General features: G+C 38.8%; 17 protein-coding genes and 1 tRNA gene. 16 read left to right on the forward strand and 2 right to left on the reverse strand.

Features of this window, described 5'->3' with window-relative positions:
- Nucleotide 1: 1 nt before the first annotated feature.
- Nucleotides 2-1,099 carry an ABC transporter permease gene (locus P176_RS0112365; RefSeq protein WP_026754996.1) on the forward strand — a complete coding sequence of 366 codons (1,098 nt, stop codon included), beginning with the start codon at nucleotides 2-4 and terminating at the stop codon, nucleotides 1,097-1,099.
- Nucleotides 1,100-1,167: 68 nt separating this feature from the next.
- Here P176_RS0112365 and yihA read toward each other — a convergent pair whose 3' ends face one another.
- Both yihA and P176_RS0112375 read right to left on the reverse strand, forming a co-directional pair.
- A complete protein-coding gene (gene yihA, locus P176_RS0112370) occupies nucleotides 1,168-1,776 on the reverse strand; it encodes a ribosome biogenesis GTP-binding protein YihA/YsxC (protein WP_026754997.1) in 609 nt (202 codons plus the stop codon).
- Between the two features lie 142 nt (nucleotides 1,777-1,918).
- Nucleotides 1,919-2,683 (reverse strand): alpha/beta fold hydrolase, encoded by a 765-nt coding sequence (locus P176_RS0112375; RefSeq protein ID WP_026754998.1) that lies wholly within the window; start codon nucleotides 2,681-2,683, stop codon nucleotides 1,919-1,921.
- Between the two features lie 295 nt (nucleotides 2,684-2,978).
- On the opposite strand from P176_RS0112375, the gene mraZ reads away from it, so the two are divergent.
- The 15 genes from mraZ to P176_RS0112450 all read left to right on the forward strand — a co-directional run bounded on the left by mraZ (nucleotide 2,979) and on the right by P176_RS0112450 (nucleotide 19,565).
- A complete protein-coding gene (mraZ, locus tag P176_RS0112380; protein WP_026754999.1) occupies nucleotides 2,979-3,446 on the forward strand; it encodes a division/cell wall cluster transcriptional repressor MraZ in 468 nt (155 codons plus the stop codon).
- Nucleotides 3,433-4,329, forward strand: coding sequence for a 16S rRNA (cytosine(1402)-N(4))-methyltransferase RsmH (gene rsmH / locus P176_RS0112385; RefSeq protein ID WP_026755000.1), 897 nt, complete (start codon nucleotides 3,433-3,435; stop codon nucleotides 4,327-4,329). The genes mraZ and rsmH overlap by 14 nt, the downstream gene beginning before the upstream one ends.
- A 99-nt stretch (nucleotides 4,330-4,428) precedes the next feature.
- Nucleotides 4,429-4,746 carry an FtsL-like putative cell division protein gene (locus P176_RS0112390; RefSeq protein WP_026755001.1) on the forward strand — a complete coding sequence of 106 codons (318 nt, stop codon included), beginning with the start codon at nucleotides 4,429-4,431 and terminating at the stop codon, nucleotides 4,744-4,746.
- Between the two features lie 58 nt (nucleotides 4,747-4,804).
- Nucleotides 4,805-6,754: a penicillin-binding protein gene (locus P176_RS0112395; protein ID WP_051605478.1), complete on the forward strand. Its 1,950-nt coding sequence runs from the start codon at nucleotides 4,805-4,807 to the stop codon at nucleotides 6,752-6,754.
- The gene (locus P176_RS0112400; RefSeq protein ID WP_026755003.1) at nucleotides 6,754-8,217 is read left to right on the forward strand and encodes a UDP-N-acetylmuramoyl-L-alanyl-D-glutamate--2,6-diaminopimelate ligase; all 1,464 of its coding nucleotides are present in this window, start codon (nucleotides 6,754-6,756) and stop codon (nucleotides 8,215-8,217) included. The genes P176_RS0112395 and P176_RS0112400 overlap by 1 nt, the downstream gene beginning before the upstream one ends.
- 60 nt (nucleotides 8,218-8,277) lie before the next feature.
- A complete protein-coding gene (mraY, locus tag P176_RS0112405) occupies nucleotides 8,278-9,513 on the forward strand; it encodes a phospho-N-acetylmuramoyl-pentapeptide-transferase (RefSeq protein WP_026755004.1) in 1,236 nt (411 codons plus the stop codon).
- On the forward strand, nucleotides 9,514-10,845 hold the full coding sequence (gene murD, locus P176_RS0112410; RefSeq protein ID WP_026755005.1) for a UDP-N-acetylmuramoyl-L-alanine--D-glutamate ligase: 1,332 nt from the start codon (nucleotides 9,514-9,516) through the stop codon (nucleotides 10,843-10,845).
- 31 nt (nucleotides 10,846-10,876) lie between these two features.
- Nucleotides 10,877-12,067, forward strand: a complete 1,191-nt coding sequence (locus P176_RS0112415; protein ID WP_026755006.1) for an FtsW/RodA/SpoVE family cell cycle protein — start codon at nucleotides 10,877-10,879, stop codon at nucleotides 12,065-12,067.
- Nucleotides 12,068-12,113: 46 nt separating this feature from the next.
- Nucleotides 12,114-13,244 carry an undecaprenyldiphospho-muramoylpentapeptide beta-N-acetylglucosaminyltransferase gene (gene murG / locus P176_RS0112420; RefSeq protein ID WP_051605479.1) on the forward strand — a complete coding sequence of 377 codons (1,131 nt, stop codon included), beginning with the start codon at nucleotides 12,114-12,116 and terminating at the stop codon, nucleotides 13,242-13,244.
- Between the two features lie 9 nt (nucleotides 13,245-13,253).
- Nucleotides 13,254-14,651, forward strand: coding sequence for a UDP-N-acetylmuramate--L-alanine ligase (gene murC, locus P176_RS0112425; RefSeq protein WP_051605480.1), 1,398 nt, complete (start codon nucleotides 13,254-13,256; stop codon nucleotides 14,649-14,651).
- On the forward strand, nucleotides 14,641-15,360 hold the full coding sequence (locus tag P176_RS0112430; protein ID WP_026755009.1) for a cell division protein FtsQ/DivIB: 720 nt from the start codon (nucleotides 14,641-14,643) through the stop codon (nucleotides 15,358-15,360). Before murC ends, P176_RS0112430 begins: the two co-directional genes overlap by 11 nt.
- 3 nt (nucleotides 15,361-15,363) lie before the next feature.
- Nucleotides 15,364-16,704, forward strand: coding sequence for a cell division protein FtsA (gene ftsA, locus P176_RS0112435; RefSeq protein ID WP_026755010.1), 1,341 nt, complete (start codon nucleotides 15,364-15,366; stop codon nucleotides 16,702-16,704).
- 77 nt (nucleotides 16,705-16,781) lie between these two features.
- Nucleotides 16,782-18,728, forward strand: coding sequence for a cell division protein FtsZ (gene ftsZ, locus P176_RS0112440; RefSeq protein WP_037348926.1), 1,947 nt, complete (start codon nucleotides 16,782-16,784; stop codon nucleotides 18,726-18,728).
- Between the two features lie 147 nt (nucleotides 18,729-18,875).
- Nucleotides 18,876-19,328, forward strand: coding sequence for a GatB/YqeY domain-containing protein (locus tag P176_RS0112445; RefSeq protein WP_026755012.1), 453 nt, complete (start codon nucleotides 18,876-18,878; stop codon nucleotides 19,326-19,328).
- A 163-nt stretch (nucleotides 19,329-19,491) separates the two neighbouring features.
- A tRNA-Arg gene (locus P176_RS0112450) sits at nucleotides 19,492-19,565 on the forward strand.
- The last annotated feature ends 33 nt before the right edge of the window (nucleotides 19,566-19,598 follow it).

Genomic DNA, 19,598 nt, shown 5'->3' on the forward strand with positions numbered 1-19,598 from the left:
TATGGCTAAATCCAGTAGCTCATTAACACAATTAGCGCTCCAAAAGTTTAAAAAGAACTTTTGGGGCGTTTTTAGTTTCTGGTTGATTATAGCAACCGGGCTGATATCCATCTTTGCTTATGTAGTAGCTCCAGACGATTCTCAGAATGCCAATCAAATGCATTTGTCCATTCATTCCAACCGTCCCGGATTTCAGGTTGAGATGCTTATTATTCCTTCGGAAATAGGAACGTCTCAAAATTGGTTCTCAAAACTGATGCTTGGTGATGCTCATGCAAATACAGAGATTCCTATTTCAGAATATCATATTGAAGGTAACCATTTAGTATATACGGAATATGCTTCCGATGGTCTTATTGGTGCGGAAAAAGAAGTGAGTTTAGATCTTTTTCCAGAAAGGGAGTATCAAGAATTTATAGTAGAACGCACCTTCTTATTTGGTACAGATAAATATGGGCGAGACTTGTTAAGCAGGATTCTGATAGGTTCTAGAATTTCGTTCTTTATAGGGTTTGTAGCGGTATTTATCTCTTTGGCTATTGGTCTTGTTATGGGCAGTATTGCAGGCTACTTTGGGGGTAAGATTGATGCCGCCATTATGTGGATCATAAACGTGACCTGGTCCATACCTACCTTATTATTGGTAATTGCCATTACTTTGGCTTTGGGTAAAGGCTTCTGGCAAGTGTTTATTGCTGTTGGTCTTACCATGTGGGTAGAAGTAGCACGTGTGGTGCGAGGGCAAATCATTAGTGCCAAAGAAATGCAATATGTTACTGCTGCAAGAGCTTTAGGTTATAACGATTATAGAATCATCTCAAAACACATTCTTCCCAATATCATGGCACCTATTATTGTCATTTCCGCAGCAAACTTTGCCGCAGCCATTTTAATAGAAAGTGGGTTGAGCTTTTTAGGGATTGGTGCACAGCCGCCAATGGCAAGTTGGGGCGCTATGATTAAGGACCATTACAACTACATCATCTTGGGCAAACCTTATTTGGCTTTAATTCCCGGACTTTGTATCATGATTTTGGTGATGGCATTTATGTTGATTGGGAATGCGCTTAGGGATGCTTTGGATGTGAAAGCCTCATGATTTGGTGATCATTAGAAAACAGATCAGCTTCTGATCTTAATACTTACGGTCGCTTTAAGAGTTGACACTTACCTCAATTTTTCTATTTCGGCATTAGTGGCATCTATAAATTCCAATACTTCATCGCGGCCTATGGTTTTTGAGGAAGAGGTAATGAAATAGTTGGGCAGTTCTTCCCAAGTCTTTAGCAGTTCTTCGCAATAAGCAGAGACATTCCTTTCAATGACTTGAGGTTTGAGCTTATCAGATTTTGTAAAAATGATTGAAAACGGAATTTGACTAATGCCAAGATATTCCATAAACTCCAAATCAATTTTTTGAGGCTCATGCCTAATATCTACAAGAACAAATGCCGAAACCAATTGCTGGCGTTGTTCAAAATAATCGGTAATAAAACGCTGAAACTTTTTCTTTGCCGTTTTAGAAACTCTAGCATAACCGTAGCCAGGTAAATCGACTAGAAACCATTCTTTATTAATCAAAAAATGATTGATCAATTGGGTTTTGCCTGGTCGTCTTGAGGTTTTAGCTAAGTTTTTATGATTGGTAAGCATATTGATGAGCGAAGATTTCCCCACATTACTGCGGCCAATAAAGGCGTATTCGGGAATCTGATTTTTGGGGCATTTTGCCACATCAGAATTGCTCATCGTAAATTCAGCCGTTTTTATAACCATATCGTTTGCTTCTGCACAAAAGGATGTGCTTTTTAATCAAAAAATTATATTGCCAAAAATACGAACAAACCAATCGTCTTAGCAAATACAATAGCTATGTTTCATCTCATATTGAGAATTGAGATGCGTTTAAAGGTATTTCTTAAAGCTTGCGCTTTTCAAACCAAGCGTTAAGTAGCTCGTTGAACTCTTCAGGATGTTCCATCATGGCCGCATGACCACATTTGTCAATCCAGTACAAATCAGAATTTGGGAGTAATTCTTGAAATTCCGTAGCAACTTCAGGAGGTGTTACCGTATCATTTTTACCCCAAATAATGCAAACGGGAAGTGTCATGTTAGGCAAATCCTTAGACATATTGTGGCGAATGGCACTTTTGGCAATCGCTAATGTTTTGATTAGCTTATTTCGGTCATTTACAGTTTCGTAAACTTCATCTACAATGTCTTTGGTGGCAACAGCGGGATCATAAAACACATCTTGTGCTTTCTTCTTGATCACCTCATAATCGCCACGTTTTGTATAACCACCGCCCATAGCACTTTCGTAAAGACCAGAACTTCCAGTAATGATCAAGGCTTTTACCTTTTTAGGAAACATTTTAGTATGGTAGAGACCAATATGCCCACCTAGCGAATTTCCGAGTAAAATAACATCGTCAAGTTCTTTAAAAGCAATAAAGTCATGAAGGTATTTGGCAAAACTCTTCACGTTGGTCTTTAAAAGAGACATGCTATAAATGGGTAGCTCGGGAATAATGACTCTATAGCCTCTTTTGCTAAAGTATTCTGTAACCGCATCAAAATTACTTAAGCCTCCCATAAGCCCGTGAAGCACAATGAGTGGCTTGCCTTCGCCTACTTCGATATAGCTGTAATCTCTCTCTCTTTTTAAACGGTGTGCCATTAATAGTTGGTGCTTTGGTCAAAAACAAATATAGGTATTTCCATTAAAAGTAAACCATATTATTTCTGATGCTATAAATCAATTGCGGGTAGATGTTAACAACAAAAATGGGACGGACTTCTAAGATTTCAGCACCTTGTCATCAAAGAGATTAAGGGGTTTTATTCGGAAATAGGACTTTGAAATTGGCAACCAAACCACCCTTTTTATCAACAATGTGGAATATAGTGGTAAATAGTGGTATAATTTTCAATATATTTGAATTGTAAACGTTTATAAGATCAAACCCATCATTTTGAACCCTTTAATAGGAACATACGAGTGTAAAGTTGATGCCAAAGGAAGGCTGATGCTCCCTGCTGCCATAAAAAAGCAGCTGCTCCCTGTGTTGCAAAATGGTTTTGTCTTGAAGCGAGCGGTATTTCAACCTTGCTTAGAATTGTACCCAATGAGTGAATGGGACAGCTTAATGCAAAAAATAAATAAGCTCAACAGATTCAAGAAAAAGAATAATGATTTTATCAGACGCTTTACGGCAGGTCTTAAAATGGTTGAGGTAGATGCTACCGGAAGATTGCTTATTCCAAAAGATTTGGTGGCATTTTCTGGTATTAGCAAAGATATTGTAGTGTCTTCTGCCATCAACATCATTGAGATTTGGGACAAGGATAAATATGAACAGGCTATTGATGATGCTACGGGAGATTTTGCAGATTTAGCCGAAGAAGTAATGGGACAAGATGACGACGATGGACTATCATAACCCGGTATTGTTAAAAGAAACAGTGGATGGCTTGGCTATTAAACCAAGCGGTATCTATGTGGATGTCACCTTTGGTGGTGGTGGCCACAGTAAGGAAATTCTTAAAAGGTTGGGGCCAGAAGGGAAGTTGTTTGCTTTTGATCAAGACAAGGATGCGCTTTTAAACACCATTGACGATTCTCGTTTTACGTTGATCAATGAGAATTTTAGACATGTCAAACGATTTCTAAGATTTTATGGTGCCAAGGAAGTAGACGGTGTGTTGGCGGATTTTGGTGTGTCATCCCATCAATTTGATGTTGCTGAGCGCGGATTTTCTACACGTTTTGAGGCAGATTTAGATATGCGCATGAATCAAGATGATAAAATATCAGCTTATCACGTGGTCAATGAATATGATGAGGAGCAAATAAAGCGCGTGTTGCTTCAATATGGAGAGTTGAGACAGGCTCCAGCGATGGCTAAAGCTATTGTAGATGAGCGTAAAAACGCGGTAATCAAAACAAGTGAACATTTAAAGAAAACCTTAAATCGGTTTTTGAATCATAAAAGAGAAAATAAGGTCTTGGCTCAAATTTACCAGGCCATTCGTATTGAGGTCAATCAAGAAATTGAGGTGCTTAAGGAGTTTTTGCAACAAACACCCGAGGTCTTGAAAAAGGGTGGGAGATTAAGTGTCATCTCATACCATTCATTAGAAGATCGTCTAGTGAAACGCTTTATCAGAAATGGATTGTTTGAGGGGGAGCCAGAGCGTGACGTATTTGGGCGTTACGAGGTGCCTTTAAAAAAGGTAGGAAATTTAATCGTACCAACAGCAGCAGAAATTTCGGCAAACAATAGAGCGCGGAGTGCAAAATTAAGAATTGCTAAAAAGCTATAAGCTCCGTGAGTTTGGTTGGTTTATATGAAGTAAGCAGCACTTAACATAAATAATCAAATAATTTTCAATACAGTAACGTCGTGCAATTAAAGAGGATCTATGAAGAACAATGTTAGCGGCATATTGAGAGGTAAGTTTTTAGTGAGTGATGACTCTTTTAAAAACTGGAGAATAATCATTTTTATCTCATTCTTGGCCATTATCATGATTGCAAGTTCGCATAGCGCAGATCAAAAAGTCTACAAAATTGCAAGAATGAAAAATGAGGTTAAAGAATTAAGATCGGCATTTGTTGACGGAAGAGGAAAGCTGATGAGAATGAAAAAAGAGTCACATATAGAAAGTGTAATGAGAGAAAAAGGGATTGTAATCTCAGAGATCCCGCCAAGAAAAATAAAAGTAAAATCACAGGATTAAAACCGTGGCAATAACCGAAAAAAACATATTAAACCGATTGTACTTTGTGGCTGGCTGCATGTTTGTGTTCGCGCTTGCTGTGGTGTTCAAGTTGTGTGTGATTCAATATGTTCAGGGAGATGAATACCGCAGTCTATCTGAAGATCGTATTGTGAAAAACATCGAAATTCAGGCCAATCGGGGTAACGTGTATTCTGCAGATGGAAGTTTATTGGCAACATCGATTCCTAAATATGATATTAGAATTGATGCCATTCAGCCAAAACAAGAAACCTTTAACGCGTTGATCAAACCTTTAGGAGATTCGCTTTCAAAATACACTGGTAAAAGCTCTAGTTATCATCAAAACAGCATTAAAAAAGCTCGAAATAACAAGAACCGCTATTTTCTTTTAGCCAGAAATATTAGTTATTCAGATTACATACGGCTACGCAATTTTCCAATGCTTAATCTAGGTGCGATCAAGGGCGGTCTTATTGTTGAGCAAACTACAAGGAGAGAGCATCCTATGGGTGGTATTGCAGAGCGTACTATTGGTTACGAGCGTAAGGACGATCAAGGTAATGTTACAAGACCAGGGATTGATGGTGCTTTTGGAGCAAGATACTTAACAGGTACAAACGGCAAGCGACTGAGTCAAAAAATTGGAAACGGGAAATGGAAACCAATTGTAGATTACAACCAAGTAGAGCCAAAAGATGGTTATGATGTGTACACCACTATAGATGTCAATATTCAGGATATCGCGCACCATTCGCTTTTAGGACAATTGGAATATTATGAAGCAGAACATGGCTGTGCTGTGGTAATGGATGTTAAAACTGGAGAAATTCGCGCCATCTCTAATTTGGGTCGAAATACCAATGGCGAGTATTATGAGCGTCTTAATTACGCTGTTGGTGAGAGTCATGAGCCGGGATCTACCTTTAAAGTCATGGCCTTAATGGCGGCTTTGGAAGACAAGGTTATTGATACGTCATCTGTGGTCGATACTCAAAAAGGTGTCAAGCGTTTCTACGGAAGAAATATATACGACTCACATCACGGTGGCTACGGAAAAATATCTGCTGCACGAGCACTAGAAGTGTCTTCCAACATTGGTTTGGCCACAATTATTGATGAGCATTATTCTGATCAACCAAATAAATTTATTGATCATATCAAGTCTTGGCATTTAAATAAAATGCTTGGTGTCTCAATTATAGGGGAAGGTGCTCCAGTGATTCCAGAGCCAGGTGATAAGCTTTGGAGTAAAAATGCGTTGCCATCTATGGCTTATGGTTATAATCTTAAAATGACGCCGTTGCAGGTTTTGGCCTTCTACAATGCCATAGCAAATAACGGAGAAATGGTGAAACCACGATTTATAAAATCGGTTAAGGAGTTTGATAAGGATATTGAGGTTTTCGAAAAAGAGGTTATTAATGAGCAAATCTGTTCTGAAAAGACTTTAAAAGAAATACGAGAGATTCTTAAAAATATTGTCGTGCGAGGTACTGGTTCTAGTTTGTATTCCGAAAACTTCTCTATGGCGGGCAAGACTGGTACAGCCCAAACCGAATATTGGATGGATGGCTGGAAAGAGAACAAGCGTTATATCTCTTCGTTTGCAGGGTATTTTCCTGCGGAAAACCCTAAATACTCCTGTATTGTGGTCATTCATAAACCGAGTACCAATAAAGGGTATTATGGCGCAGATGTATCGGGTCCCGTATTTAAAAGAATTGCCCAAAAAATATTTACAGAAACCCCTTTGGTGGATGAGGTAGAGCAGTTGGGTGTTGTGAGTACTAAAGCAGATCAAGAGTTTCAAGATTTTTTTAAAACAGCTCAAACTTATAAAACCATTATGCCAAACGTTGTGGGCTTACCTACAATGGACGCTTTGGCATTATTAGAAAACATGGGGCTTAAGGTCACAACCAAAGGGGTTGGTACCGTAAAATACCAGTCTGTAGAAAAGGGCATCAAAGTTAAACGTAATCAAACGGTTCTCATAAATAGTTAATGGCACAGCTTAAAGACATATTGTATAAGGTTACCATCAACGCCGTTACGGGAAGTACAGGGGTTGAGGTAAATGCAGTGGATTTTGACTCTCGCAACATTAAGCAAAATGACGTGTTTGTTGCCATTACGGGCACTGCTGTGGATGGGCATGATTTTATAGAAACAGCCATTACAAATGGAGCTACGGCAGTGGTCTGTGAAACGCTTCCTGAAAAATTACAAGATGGTATTACCTATGTAGAGGTTGCGCATTCTAGCCAAGCATTGGCGTTTATGGCTGCTAATTATTATGGTAATCCTTCAGAGAACTTACGATTGGTCGGGGTCACGGGAACCAATGGAAAAACAACGGTTACGACCTTGCTTTATCAGTTGTTTAAAAAGGCTGGGTATAAAGTCGGGTTATTGTCTACCGTAAAGATCATGGTAGACGATCAAGAGCATAAAGCAACGCATACCACGCCAGATTCTCTGACTATAAATAAGTACTTAAAATTAATGAATGATACCGGTGTTGAGTTTTGCTTTATGGAAGTGAGTTCGCATGGCATTCATCAAAATAGAACAGAAGGGCTTCATTTTGAAGGTGGGATTTTCACAAACCTGTCTCATGACCATTTAGATTATCACAACTCTTTTGCAGAGTATCGGGATGTGAAAAAATCCTTCTTTGATAAGTTACCAAAGACCGCCTTTGCATTGGTCAATATTGACGATAAAAACGGCTTGGTCATGTTGCAAAATACCAAGGCGAAGACCTATACCTACGCCTTAAAAACTTATGCAGATTATAAGACGAAGGTGTTGGAGAATGAGTTTAGCGGACTCCTTCTGAAATTGAATAATAATGAATTATGGTCTAAACTCATCGGGAGCTTTAACGCCTATAATGTGGCCGCTATTTACGGTGCGGCAGAATTATTGGGTTTAGAAACGGTTGAAATCTTAAGATTGATAAGTGAACTGGAGTCTGTAAGCGGACGCTTTCAATATCTCATTTCCGAAGAAAAAATAACCGCAATCGTGGATTATGCACATACGCCCGATGCGCTCAAAAATGTATTAGAGACCATTAACAGTATTCGTACTAAAAATGAAGAACTAATCACGGTGGTAGGTTGCGGTGGCAATCGTGATAAGACCAAACGTCCAAAAATGGCACATATCGCCTCTGCATTGAGTACCAAAACGATTTTTACAAGTGATAACCCTCGAAATGAAGTGCCCGAAACCATTATTGAGGAGATGGAGAAAGGTGTAGAGCCTCAAAACTTTAAGAAAACACTGTCGATTACAGATAGAAGACAGGCCATTAAAACCGCATGTCAAATGGCTGGACCTAAAGACATCATTTTGATTGCAGGAAAGGGACATGAAACCTATCAGGAAATTAAGGGAGAGCGCTTTGATTTTGATGATTATAAGATTGTAAGTGACTATTTAAAACAACTAAATAAGTGAAGATGCACACGTTTGAAACTAGTAGGTAGCTAAAACGAAATAACAAACTCTAAGTAACCAATGCTGTATTATTTATTCGAATATCTAGAACAACAATTCCAATTGCCTGGGGCAAGTGTGTTTCAGTACATCACCTTCAGGGCAGCTTTGGCTATCATCTTTTCGCTGTTGTTTTCAACTATTTTCGGAAGAAAAATCATTAGGTATTTACAGAAACAACAGGTAGGGGAAACGGTTAGGGATTTAGGTCTTGCTGGTCAAGTTGAAAAAGCAGGTACGCCAACTATGGGTGGTATCATCATCATCATTTCTACGCTTTTACCAGTGCTCTTGCTTTCTAGATTAGATAATATTTATGTAATCATGCTCATTGTCACCACGATTTGGATGGGGCTTATTGGTTTTGTAGATGATTACATCAAGGTATTTAAAAAAGATAAAGAAGGTCTTAGTGGTAAGTTTAAAGTGCTTGGCCAAGTAGGCCTCGGGATTTTTGTTGGTGCAGTAATGTATTTTCATCCCGGTGTTACAGTAAAGCAAGAGATTGTAAATCCAGAATTTTCAAATCAGGTGGTTTCTCAAAATGCGCCTGCAGAGTTTTCTGCGGAAGAAAGTCGCTCGCTTAAAACAACCATTCCTTTTGTTAAGGATAATGAGTTTGACTATGCCACGTTGGTAAGTTGGTTGGGTGACGATTATAAAAAATACGCCTGGTTGATTTTTATTCCTATTGTGATCTTTATCATCACGGCAGTCTCTAATGGAGCTAATCTTACGGATGGTATTGATGGTTTGGCTGCAGGAAGCTCGGCCATTATTGTATTTGCATTGGCGATTTTTGCCTTTGTTTCGGGTAATATTTTCTTTTCAGATTATTTGAATGTCATGTTTATCCCCAGGTTAGGGGAGCTCGTGGTCTTTATTGCGGCATTTGTAGGAGCGCTCATCGGTTTTCTGTGGTATAACACCTATCCCGCCCAAGTGTTTATGGGAGATACGGGAAGTTTGACCATTGGAGGGATCATTGCCGTTATAGCCATTGCGGTTAGAAAAGAGTTGCTTATTCCTGTGCTTTGCGGAATCTTCTTTGCAGAATCCCTATCGGTCATTATGCAGGTAAGTTGGTTTAAATACACACGAAATAAATTTGGTGAAGGACGTCGCATTTTTAAGATGTCGCCGTTGCACCACCATTACCAGAAATCTGGATATCACGAAAGCAAAATTGTAACCCGATTTTGGATTGTTGGAATTTTTCTGGCAATACTCTCTATCGTCACCTTAAAATTAAGATAGATGAAACGGTTAGTGGTATTAGGAGGTGGCGAAAGTGGTGTGGGAGCAGCATTGCTAGCAGTAGCTAAAGGCTTTGAGGTTTTTGTCTCAGATAAAGGGATTATAAAAGAAAAGTACAGCAACGTTCTTAAACATCATGGAATTGCATTTGAAAGTGAAATGCATTCCGAAGAAAAGATTTTAAATGCAGATCTGGTCATGAAGAGTCCAGGTATACCAGATAAGGCAGCATTGATTCAAAAATTAAAAGCTCAAGGTGTTGAGATCATTTCTGAAATAGAATTGGCCTCAAGATATACAAATGCCGTTTTGGTGGGAATCACTGGGAGTAATGGTAAAACAACGACTTCAGCATTAACCCATCACATTTTAAAGCAAGAGCTAGAAGTGGGATTGGCAGGAAATATTGGTGACAGTTTTGCAAAACAAATACTGGAAAAAGATTACCCCAACTATGTGTTGGAGATCAGCAGTTTTCAGTTGGATGATATTGTAGATTTCAAACCACATATTGCTGTGTTGCTCAATATTACACCAGACCATTTAGATCGGTACGATTATCAATTTGAGAATTATATCGCTTCTAAATTTAGAATTGCTGAGAATCAAACCGAAGATGATTATTTCATCTATGATACAGATGATGAGGTTATTGCATCCTGGATGGAAACACATCCCGTAAAATCAAGATTACTGCCATTTTCCTTAACAAAAAAGGTTGAAAATGGCGCATACTTAGAAAAAGAGATTATAAAAATAACTATAGATAACAACGAAATTATTATGCCAACACCAAATTTAGCACTAGAGGGAAAACACAACATCAAGAACGCCATGGCGGCATCAACGGTGGCGCATTTACTAAAGATTAGAAAGCAGACCATTCGTGAGAGTCTTGAGAATTTTCAAGGTGTCGAGCATCGTCTAGAGCATGTGCTAAAAATCAATAAAGTACAATACATCAACGATTCTAAAGCCACAAACGTTAACGCAACGTATTATGCTTTAGAAAGTATGGAAACCCCTACCGTTTGGATTGTGGGAGGTCAAGATAAAGGGAATAACTATAGAGAGTTGTTTCAGTTTGTGAACGAAAAAGTAAAGGCCATCATCTGTTTGGGCGTAGATAATGCTAAGTTGTTTGAAAACTTCGGAAACATGGTAGATGTTATTGTAGAAACGCAATATATGAGCGAGGCAGTGAAAATTGCTTATAAAATTGCAGAATCAGGCGATAGTGTATTATTGTCTCCAGCCTGCGCCAGTTTTGATTTGTTTGAAAATTACGAAGATCGCGGTCGCCAGTTTAAAGACGCCGTAAGAAATTTATAAATCGCTTAGCAACTAAATCGCTAGAGGACACATGCAACTACTAAAGAACATAAAAGGAGATCGACTCATCTGGGCTATTGTGGCCTTGCTGGCACTCTTTTCATTTCTACCAGTATATAGCGCGGCAAGCAATTTGGCTTATGTGGGTGGATCTGGTAGTACGTTCACGTTTTTTGTAAAGCACTTTATGCACTTGTTTTTGGGCTTTGCAATTATTTACGGCGTACATAAAGTGCCATACCGTTATTTCAGGGGGTTGTCTATGATCATGATTCCTGTGGTTTTGGTGCTGCTAGTGGTTACCATGTTACAGGGCACTACTATTGATGGGGCAAACGCGAGCAGATGGATTCAAATTCCTTTTGTCGGGATGTCTTTTCAAACCTCTACCCTTGCAGCAGTTGTGCTTATGGTGTACGTGGCGCGTTACCTGTCTAAAATTCAGGATCGGGAAGTGACATTTAAGGAGACTATTTTGCCGCTCTGGATCCCTGTGTTTTTTACGTTGATTTTGATTTTACCTGCCAACTTTTCTACCGCAGCAATCATGTTTGTTATGATCATGATGTTGTCGTTTATTGGAGGTTATCCTTTAAAGTTCTTATCGGTAATTATTGGTACGGGCATTTTGTCTCTGGCGTTATTTGTTTTGGTAGCTAAAGCTTTTCCAGAAGCCATGCCCAATAGAATTGATACCTGGATGAGCCGGATTGAAAATTTTTCAAACGGAGAAGATACAGAAGCAGATTATCAAATAGAAAAAGCAAAGATTGCCATTGCAACAGGAGAGGTGTTCGGAAAAGGACCTGGCAAAAGCAGACAAAAGAATTTTTTACCACAATCTTCATCAGATTTTATTTTCGCCATTATTATTGAAGAATATGGTTTGGTGGGAGGATTGGTCTTATTGACCATGTACTCTTGGTTGCTATTCAGGATTGTAATTGTGTCTCAAAAGTCGGATACGGTTTTTGGTAAGTTATTGGTTTTAGGCGTTGGTTTACCAATTGTATTTCAGGCACTGATCAATATGGCGGTTGCGGTTGAGTTGTTTCCCGTAACTGGCCAAACGCTTCCGCTCATAAGTAGTGGGGGAACCTCTATTTGGATGACTTGCTTAGCCATAGGTATTGTGTTGAGCGTAAGTGCAAAACGAGAAGAAATTAAAGAACAGGAAGATGCTGAAGATAATCCGCTATCCATTTTGAGTGAAGCGATATAGTGTTGGCGATGTACGATATAGTATTTACGATTAAAATAAAAAATTATTGAAAACAAAGAACCCATCTAAAGCATATAAAATCATCCTCTCAGGAGGCGGGACAGGAGGTCATATCTATCCTGCGATAGCTATTGCAGATGAGTTGAAATCGAGGTTCCCAAATGCCGAATTTTTGTTTGTGGGAGCGAAAGACCGTATGGAAATGGAAAAAGTGCCACAAGCTGGCTATAAGATTGAAGGGCTTTGGATCTCTGGTATTCAAAGAAAATTAACGTTAAAGAATTTAGCGTTTCCTTTAAAACTTATGCTCAGTTTAATGCGCTCCAGAAATATCGTTAAGACCTTTAAGCCCGATATTGCTATCGGCACAGGTGGATTTGCTAGCGGTCCTCTATTAAATATGGCGGCCTCTAAAAAAGTACCAACACTAATACAAGAACAAAATTCGTTGCCGGGCATTACTAATAAACTGCTGGGTAAAAGGGTAAATACCATTTGTGTGGCCTATGAAGGCCTAGAGCGCTTTTTTCCGAAGCACAAAATTGTACTCACAGGAAATCCTATTCGTAAAGACTTGTTGGATTTAGACCATAAATCTATTGAAGCTAAAGATGCCTTTACTTTAAAACACAGCAAATTAGTGGTATTGGTGCTTGGTGGTAGTTTAGGTGCGAGACGTATCAATGAGCTTATTGCCTCAAAGCTTGAGTTTTTTGAAAACCAGAATGTGCAACTCATTTGGCAATGTGGGAAGCTGTATTATCAAGATTACAAGCAGTATAGTGATTTGGGTCATGTGCAGGTACATCCGTTTTTGAACACTATGGATATGGCTTATTCTGCAGCAGATATCATCATCTCAAGAGCGGGAGCAAGTTCTGTTTCAGAGTTGTGTGTTGTGGGCAAGCCGGTTATTTTTATCCCATCGCCAAATGTGGCAGAAGACCATCAAACAAAAAATGCTATGGCCATTGCCAATAAAAAGGCAGCGGTTCTTATAAAGGAAAGTGATTTGAATTCTGAATTTGAAAAGCATTTTTCAGAACTGATATCTTCTCCTAAAAAACGAGAAGAGTTATCAATTAATATAAAAGCGTTAGCATTAGTAAATGCAACAACAGATATTGCGAACGAAGTTGAAAAACTGCTAAAAACGAATAAAGCGGAAAAAGAATAGAAGCGTTAAATGAGTAAAGACAACCGACATATAGACTTAGATTCAGCTGATTTTTTCTTCGGAAAAAACATTCAAAACCTTTATTTTATTGGTATTGGAGGGATTGGTATGTCGGCCTTGGCGCGGTATTTTGCAGCAAAGGGAATGCAGGTAGCGGGTTATGATAAAACCAAGACCGAAATTACCGAAGCATTAAAAGACCTTGGGATTGACACACACTTTGAAGATGATATTTCAAAAATTGAAGCCAAGTTTTTAAATAAAGAGCAAACCCTGGTAATTTATACTCCTGCAATACCTAAAGATCACAGCGAGTTTAATTATTTTAAAGCAAATGGGTTTCAGCTCATGAAACGCTCTGCTGTTTTAGGCGAAATCACAAAACAAACCTTTTGTCTCGCTGTAGCAGGAACCCACGGAAAAACAACAACGACCAGCATTTTAGGGCATCTACTCAATGAGTGTGGTGTTGAGGTCACTGCTTTTTTGGGTGGCATTAGTGAAAACTACAACTCTAACCTTATTCTAAACGGAACAAAAGTAACGGTGGTGGAGGCAGATGAGTTTGATCGGTCATTTTTGACGCTCTCGCCAGATTTTGCCTGTATTACGTCTATGGATGCTGATCATTTAGATATTTATGGTGACGCCTCAGAGTTGATAAAATCATTTAAAGAATTTTCAGAGAGAGTCAAGCCCAATGGCAAGCTTTTTGTAAAGAACGGATTGCCTATTGAAGGCATTACCTATGGCATTGAAGACGATTCAGATTATTCAGTAAAACATATAAAAATAATAAACGGGAGTTATGAGTTTGACGTACAAACACCTAAAGGACTCCTCGAAAGATTCAGATTTAACCTACCTGGTAGACATAACTTGTCGAATGCATTAATAGCCTTGGCGATGTCTGTAGAATATGGTATCCCTCACCAGCAGCTCGCCAAAGCATTAGCGTCTTACAAAGGGGTTAAACGCAGATTTACCTACCAAATTAGAACATCAAATTTGGTCTATATCGATGATTATGCGCATCATCCAGAAGAAATTAACGCCGTGCATCAAGCGGTGCGTGAGATGTATCCAGGACAAAAAGTATTGGTTGTATTTCAGCCACATCTTTTTAGCCGAACAAAAGATTTTGGAGAAGATTTTGCAAAAAGCTTGTCCAAGTTTGATGAAGTAGCCCTTCTAGAAATTTATCCAGCTCGTGAGTTGCCTATAGAAGGCATCAACTCAAAATGGCTATGGGATAAAATAGAAAACGAGAATAAACGATTAATAAGTAAAGAGCAAATCATCAAAACCATACAAGAGTCTCAGGCCACTGTAATTTTAACCTTAGGAGCTGGAGATATTGGAGAAGAAGTTAAACATATAAAAAAAGCATTAAGCGTTGCGAGTTAATTATAACTACATAAAGATCTTTGGGTTACTAGCATTGGTGGTGTTCTTGTGTGCTTTTTCTTCGGAAAGAAACGCCAAGCGCAAACTACCTACGCCAGAAATCAAATTTATTGGGGATGATAACCTCTTCGTTACCCATGAGACTGTTAGTAAATTGTTAATAGTAAATGAAGGCACTGTTACGAATAAGCCTAAAGAAATTATAGATTTGAACGAGTTGGAAACTGCCCTAAAGTCCAACCAAATGATAAAAAACGCACAAGTGTTCATGAGCGTTAATGGTTTGATTACTGCTGAAATAGAGCAGCGAAAGCCAATTGCTCGTGTTCGTACTAGTGCTTCCTACTACATTGATGATGAAGGTCATTTTATGCCTTTGTCGCACAACTATACCGCTCGTGTCCCTTTGGTCACCGGCGCGGTAGATAAAAATAATTTACAAAATATCTATCAAGTAGCTAAAAAAGTTCAAGAAGATGATTTTCTGTTGGTTCATGTTGTCGAAATTCATCAAAACAATGATAAAACAATTGACCTTAAGTTTAGAAACCAAGAGTTCACCATTCATTTGGGAAATTTAGAACTGTTAGATAAAAAGATAAATAATTTGAAAGCGTTTTACGTAAAAGCTAAAAAAGATAATCTGTTGGACGATTATCAGCTGGTGAACCTCAAATTTGATCAGCAAGTGATTTGCAGCAAAAAGTAAACAATGGAGAATAATAAAATTTCAGTTGGATTAGATATCGGGACCACAAAGATTGTGGCTATGATAGGTAGAAAGAACGACTATGGTAAGGCCGAAATTTTAGGTATCGGAAAATCCAAAAGCCTAGGTGTACATCGCGGCGTGGTAAATAATATCACACAAACCATTCAATCCATTCAGCAAGCGGTTCAAGAAGCTGAAGCCGAAGCGGGATTAAAGATTGAGGATGTTACCGTTGGTATCGCAGGGCAGCACATTCGCAGCCTACAACATAGCGATTACATTACCCGTGCCAATTCCGAAGTCGTTATAGATGAAGATGATATTGACCGATTGATCAATCAAGTTCATAAACTAGTGATGTTGCCTGGAGAGGAAATCATTCACGTGCTTCCGCAGGAATATAAGATTGATGGTCAGGCTGAAATTAAAGAGCCTATTGGAATGTACGGCGGACGATTGGAAGCTAATTTTCACGTGGTAGTAGGTCAAGTGTCCTCTATTAGAAATATTGGACGTTGCGTTAAAAGTTCTGGTTTAGAGCTTGAGGGCATTACTCTAGAGCCGTTGGCTTCGGCAAATTCGGTATTGAGCCAGGAAGAAAAAGAAGCCGGTGTCGCATTGATCGATATTGGTGGTGGTACTACAGATTTAGCCGTATTTAAAGATGGTATCATTCGCCACACGGCGGTGATTCCATTTGGAGGTAATGTGGTTACAGAAGATATCAAGGAAGGTTGCTCTATTATAGAGAAACAAGCGGAGTTGTTGAAAATTAAGTTTGGTTCGGCATGGCCTGGTGAAAATAAGGATAATGAGATTGTATCTATTCCAGGACTGCGTGGGCGAGAACCTAAGGAGATTACCCTAAAAAACCTTTCTAAGATTATTCATGCTAGAGTCGTGGAGATTATAGAACAAGTTTATGTAGAAATCAAGAACTACGGGCATGAGGAGCAAAAAAAGAAACTCATAGCAGGTATTGTGCTTACGGGAGGAGGTAGCCAACTAAAACATCTCAAGCAGTTGGTAGAATATATCACTGGTATGGATACCAGAATTGGTTATCCTAACGAGCATTTAGCTGGAGATAGTGATGATGAAATTGCTAGCCCATTATATGCTACGGCCGTTGGTTTGGTGATGGACGGTTTAAAACGTCAAGAGCGCAAGCGCATTGAGAAAGAAATTGAAGCAGAAGCGGAAGAAACGCCAGAAGCAATAGAAGAGGAAGTCCCTTTAGAAATAGAAGAGGATGTTATTGAACCGCAGAAAAAAGAACGAAAGTCCTTTTTAGATAAGCTCACGGAGCGCGTCAAGGATTTTTTGGATAATGCGGAATAGTTTCGAAGTCAAACTATCGAAACACAAAAATTAGATATAAAGAATTTAAGAATAGAGAACCCAGCAAATACGATATTATGAGTAACAATGAAATAGGAAACATTGCATTCGACCTACCGAAAAATCAGAGCAACGTCATTAAAGTCATTGGTGTTGGCGGAGGCGGTAGCAACGCCATCAACCACATGTTTTTACAAGGCATTAAGGGTGTTGATTTTGTAATTTGTAATACAGATTCACAAGCGCTTCAAAATAGCGGTGTACCCAACAAGATTCAATTGGGGGTGAACCTCACCGAAGGGCTTGGGGCAGGAGCTAATCCTGAAGTCGGTGAACAAGCTGCTGTTGAAAGTATAGAAGACCTAAGACGTATGCTAGATACCAATACCAAAATGGTATTTATAACCGCTGGTATGGGTGGTGGTACTGGTACTGGAGCAGCTCCTGTAATTGCAAAACTTTCTAAAGAGTTGAATATCTTGACTGTGGGTATCGTCACCATGCCATTTCAGTTTGAAGGTAAAACTAGAAATGAACAAGCTCAAAAAGGTATAGAAACCTTAAGAAGTCATGTAGACTCTCTTGTGGTGATTAACAACAATAAACTTCGAGAAGTGTATGGAAATCTTGGCTTCAAGGCTGGTTTCTCTAAAGCAGATGAAGTTTTAGCAACAGCTTCTCGCGGTATAGCAGAAGTCATTACACATCACTACACTCAAAACATCGATTTACGTGATGCAAAAACAGTCTTAAGTAATAGTGGTACAGCTATCATGGGATCTTCAACAGCATCTGGAAAAGCCAGAGCACAAGAAGCCATTATGAAAGCTTTGGATTCTCCGTTGCTCAATGATAATAAAATTACCGGTGCTAAAAATGTACTGTTACTTATTGTTTCTGGATCTCAAGAGATTACCATTGATGAAATAGGAGAGATTAACGATCACATTCAAAATGAAGCTGGGCATGGGGCTAATATCATTATGGGTGTTGGCGAAGATGAATCTTTACAAGAATCTATTTCTGTAACCATTATTGCTACGGGTTTTGATATCGATCAACAAAACGAAATTTCAAACACTGAGGCCAAACGCGTGATTCATGCGTTGGGAGATGAACAGCAAAATAATTTTGATAGAAAAAAGAAGGAGTCTGAATCAGACCATCAAGTAGCTCAACCTAAAGTGGAAGCGCCAAAAGCTCCGGAAGTTGTCGTGCATACGCTCATGGAAGAGGAGGATCAAGAAGAGGTGCCTTCTAGAAGTCCTAGAAATGAGACCGACTTGATCACTACTAATGATTTGATCAGAAATTTGAATGTGGTATACGACGAAGTTCTAGATCATAAATACATAGAAGAAGATTTTGTGATTACTTCCGTTAAAAAAGAAGAGCTTGATATCAGGATTGACGATTTTGAAGAAGAGCAAACCACCTTAACCTTTGATTTACCTTTACCAAAATCTAAGATATCAGAAGATGAAGAAGAAACTTCGTCACAATCGAATTTAAAGACTTTTTTCGATCTAGAAGAGGATGTAAATAGTATTGAAGTGAATGATCACATTGAGATTGTTCCTGTAGTTGAAGCTAATGATCAAGGCGAAAAGCGATATGCTCTTGACGACTTTATGTCTAATGAATCTGCATCTAATGAGACAAAGTCTAAAGCAAAACCAAAGGTAGAAGAAGATATTGTGTTTGAGAAGAAAACACTTCAACCTGAAAAGGAAAATGATCAAAATTCTGATGAGATTGATCCGATGACAAGTCCGATTTCAGAATTATTGAAATCTAGAGCCGATGAAAGACGCCGTAAGATGAAAGATTTTAATTATAAGTTTAATCAGGCAAAAATTGACGAAATTGAAAAGGAGCCGGCTTATAGAAGACAAGGGGTGAATCTTGAGGATTCTCAGCCATCTTCAGAAACAACAGCATCAAGAACCTCTGTAGGTACTGATGATAATGATGATATTCAATTACGAAGCAATAATTCGTTTTTACACGATAATGTAGATTAGGTTCAGTTGTAATTAGTTAATATATTAATCCAATAACCCAGAATGTTTCCCTCAATATTCTGGGTTTTTTTATTGAAATAGGAAGGCAACACCGCTCATAGAACTTACAAATTTTACTATCTTCGCAGTTCAAAATTGAAAACACAAATGGCTTTACAACAAGATGTGATGACTGCTATGAAAGCAGCTATGAAGGAGAAAGACCAAACAGCTTTGGCTGCTTTACGAGCAATTAAGTCTGAATTGCTACTGGCTCAAACAGGCGGTGGTGCTTCAGATGAAATGAGTGAGGAAGAAGAGATCAAGATTTTATCTAAGTTAGTAAAGCAACGTAAGGATAGTGCTGCAATTTATAATGAGCAAAACCGAAGTGATTTGGCTGAGCCAGAATTAGCACAAGCAGAAGTTATTAGTCAGTTTTTACCAGTACAGTTGACCGAATCTGAAATTGAGGAGGTGGTTGAAGCAACCATTTCTAAGGTTGGAGCAGAGGGCATGAAAGACATGGGTAAAGTTATGGGGTTAGTGAGTCAAGAGTTAGCAGGAAAGGCTGATGGCAAGACCATTTCTAACATTGTTAGAGCAAAATTGGCAAAATAAACAGTGTAATCGCCCCGTCGCGCAACTGAATGCCAGTATGCCAGTATGCTGGGCGCAAAAGACTAGGTGTGATTTTTATGTTTATGTATTGAAAAGTATGAAAGACTGAAGATTATACAAAGGACATACTTAGAAGTTAAAAGAAAGAATTTAATAATATATTGGCCGCGTGGCGCAACTGAATAGCGCATCAGATTTCGGCTCTGAGGGTTGGGGGTTTGAATCCCTTCGCGGTCACAATCGAATAGATTTTATCTATTCAAACCATTA

It is taken from the genome of Sediminibacter sp. Hel_I_10, from assembly GCF_000688335.1.
GTDB lineage: Bacteria > Bacteroidota > Bacteroidia > Flavobacteriales > Flavobacteriaceae > Psychroserpens.

Coding starts and splice junctions, on each gene's coding strand:
- P176_RS0112365 (WP_026754996.1), top strand. CDS start 2: ATGGCTAAATCCAGTAGCTCATTAACACAATTAGCGCTCCAAAAGTTT.
- ftsA (WP_026755010.1), top strand. CDS start 15,364: ATGGAGAATAATAAAATTTCAGTTGGATTAGATATCGGGACCACAAAG.
- yihA (WP_026754997.1), bottom strand. CDS start 1,776: ATGGTTATAAAAACGGCTGAATTTACGATGAGCAATTCTGATGTGGCA.
- murC (WP_051605480.1), top strand. CDS start 13,254: ATGAGTAAAGACAACCGACATATAGACTTAGATTCAGCTGATTTTTTC.
- P176_RS0112400 (WP_026755003.1), top strand. CDS start 6,754: ATGGCACAGCTTAAAGACATATTGTATAAGGTTACCATCAACGCCGTT.
- P176_RS0112390 (WP_026755001.1), top strand. CDS start 4,429: ATGAAGAACAATGTTAGCGGCATATTGAGAGGTAAGTTTTTAGTGAGT.
- P176_RS0112375 (WP_026754998.1), bottom strand. CDS start 2,683: ATGGCACACCGTTTAAAAAGAGAGAGAGATTACAGCTATATCGAAGTA.
- ftsZ (WP_037348926.1), top strand. CDS start 16,782: ATGAGTAACAATGAAATAGGAAACATTGCATTCGACCTACCGAAAAAT.
- mraY (WP_026755004.1), top strand. CDS start 8,278: ATGCTGTATTATTTATTCGAATATCTAGAACAACAATTCCAATTGCCT.
- rsmH (WP_026755000.1), top strand. CDS start 3,433: ATGGACTATCATAACCCGGTATTGTTAAAAGAAACAGTGGATGGCTTG.
- P176_RS0112415 (WP_026755006.1), top strand. CDS start 10,877: ATGCAACTACTAAAGAACATAAAAGGAGATCGACTCATCTGGGCTATT.
- P176_RS0112395 (WP_051605478.1), top strand. CDS start 4,805: ATGTTTGTGTTCGCGCTTGCTGTGGTGTTCAAGTTGTGTGTGATTCAA.
- P176_RS0112445 (WP_026755012.1), top strand. CDS start 18,876: ATGGCTTTACAACAAGATGTGATGACTGCTATGAAAGCAGCTATGAAG.
- murD (WP_026755005.1), top strand. CDS start 9,514: ATGAAACGGTTAGTGGTATTAGGAGGTGGCGAAAGTGGTGTGGGAGCA.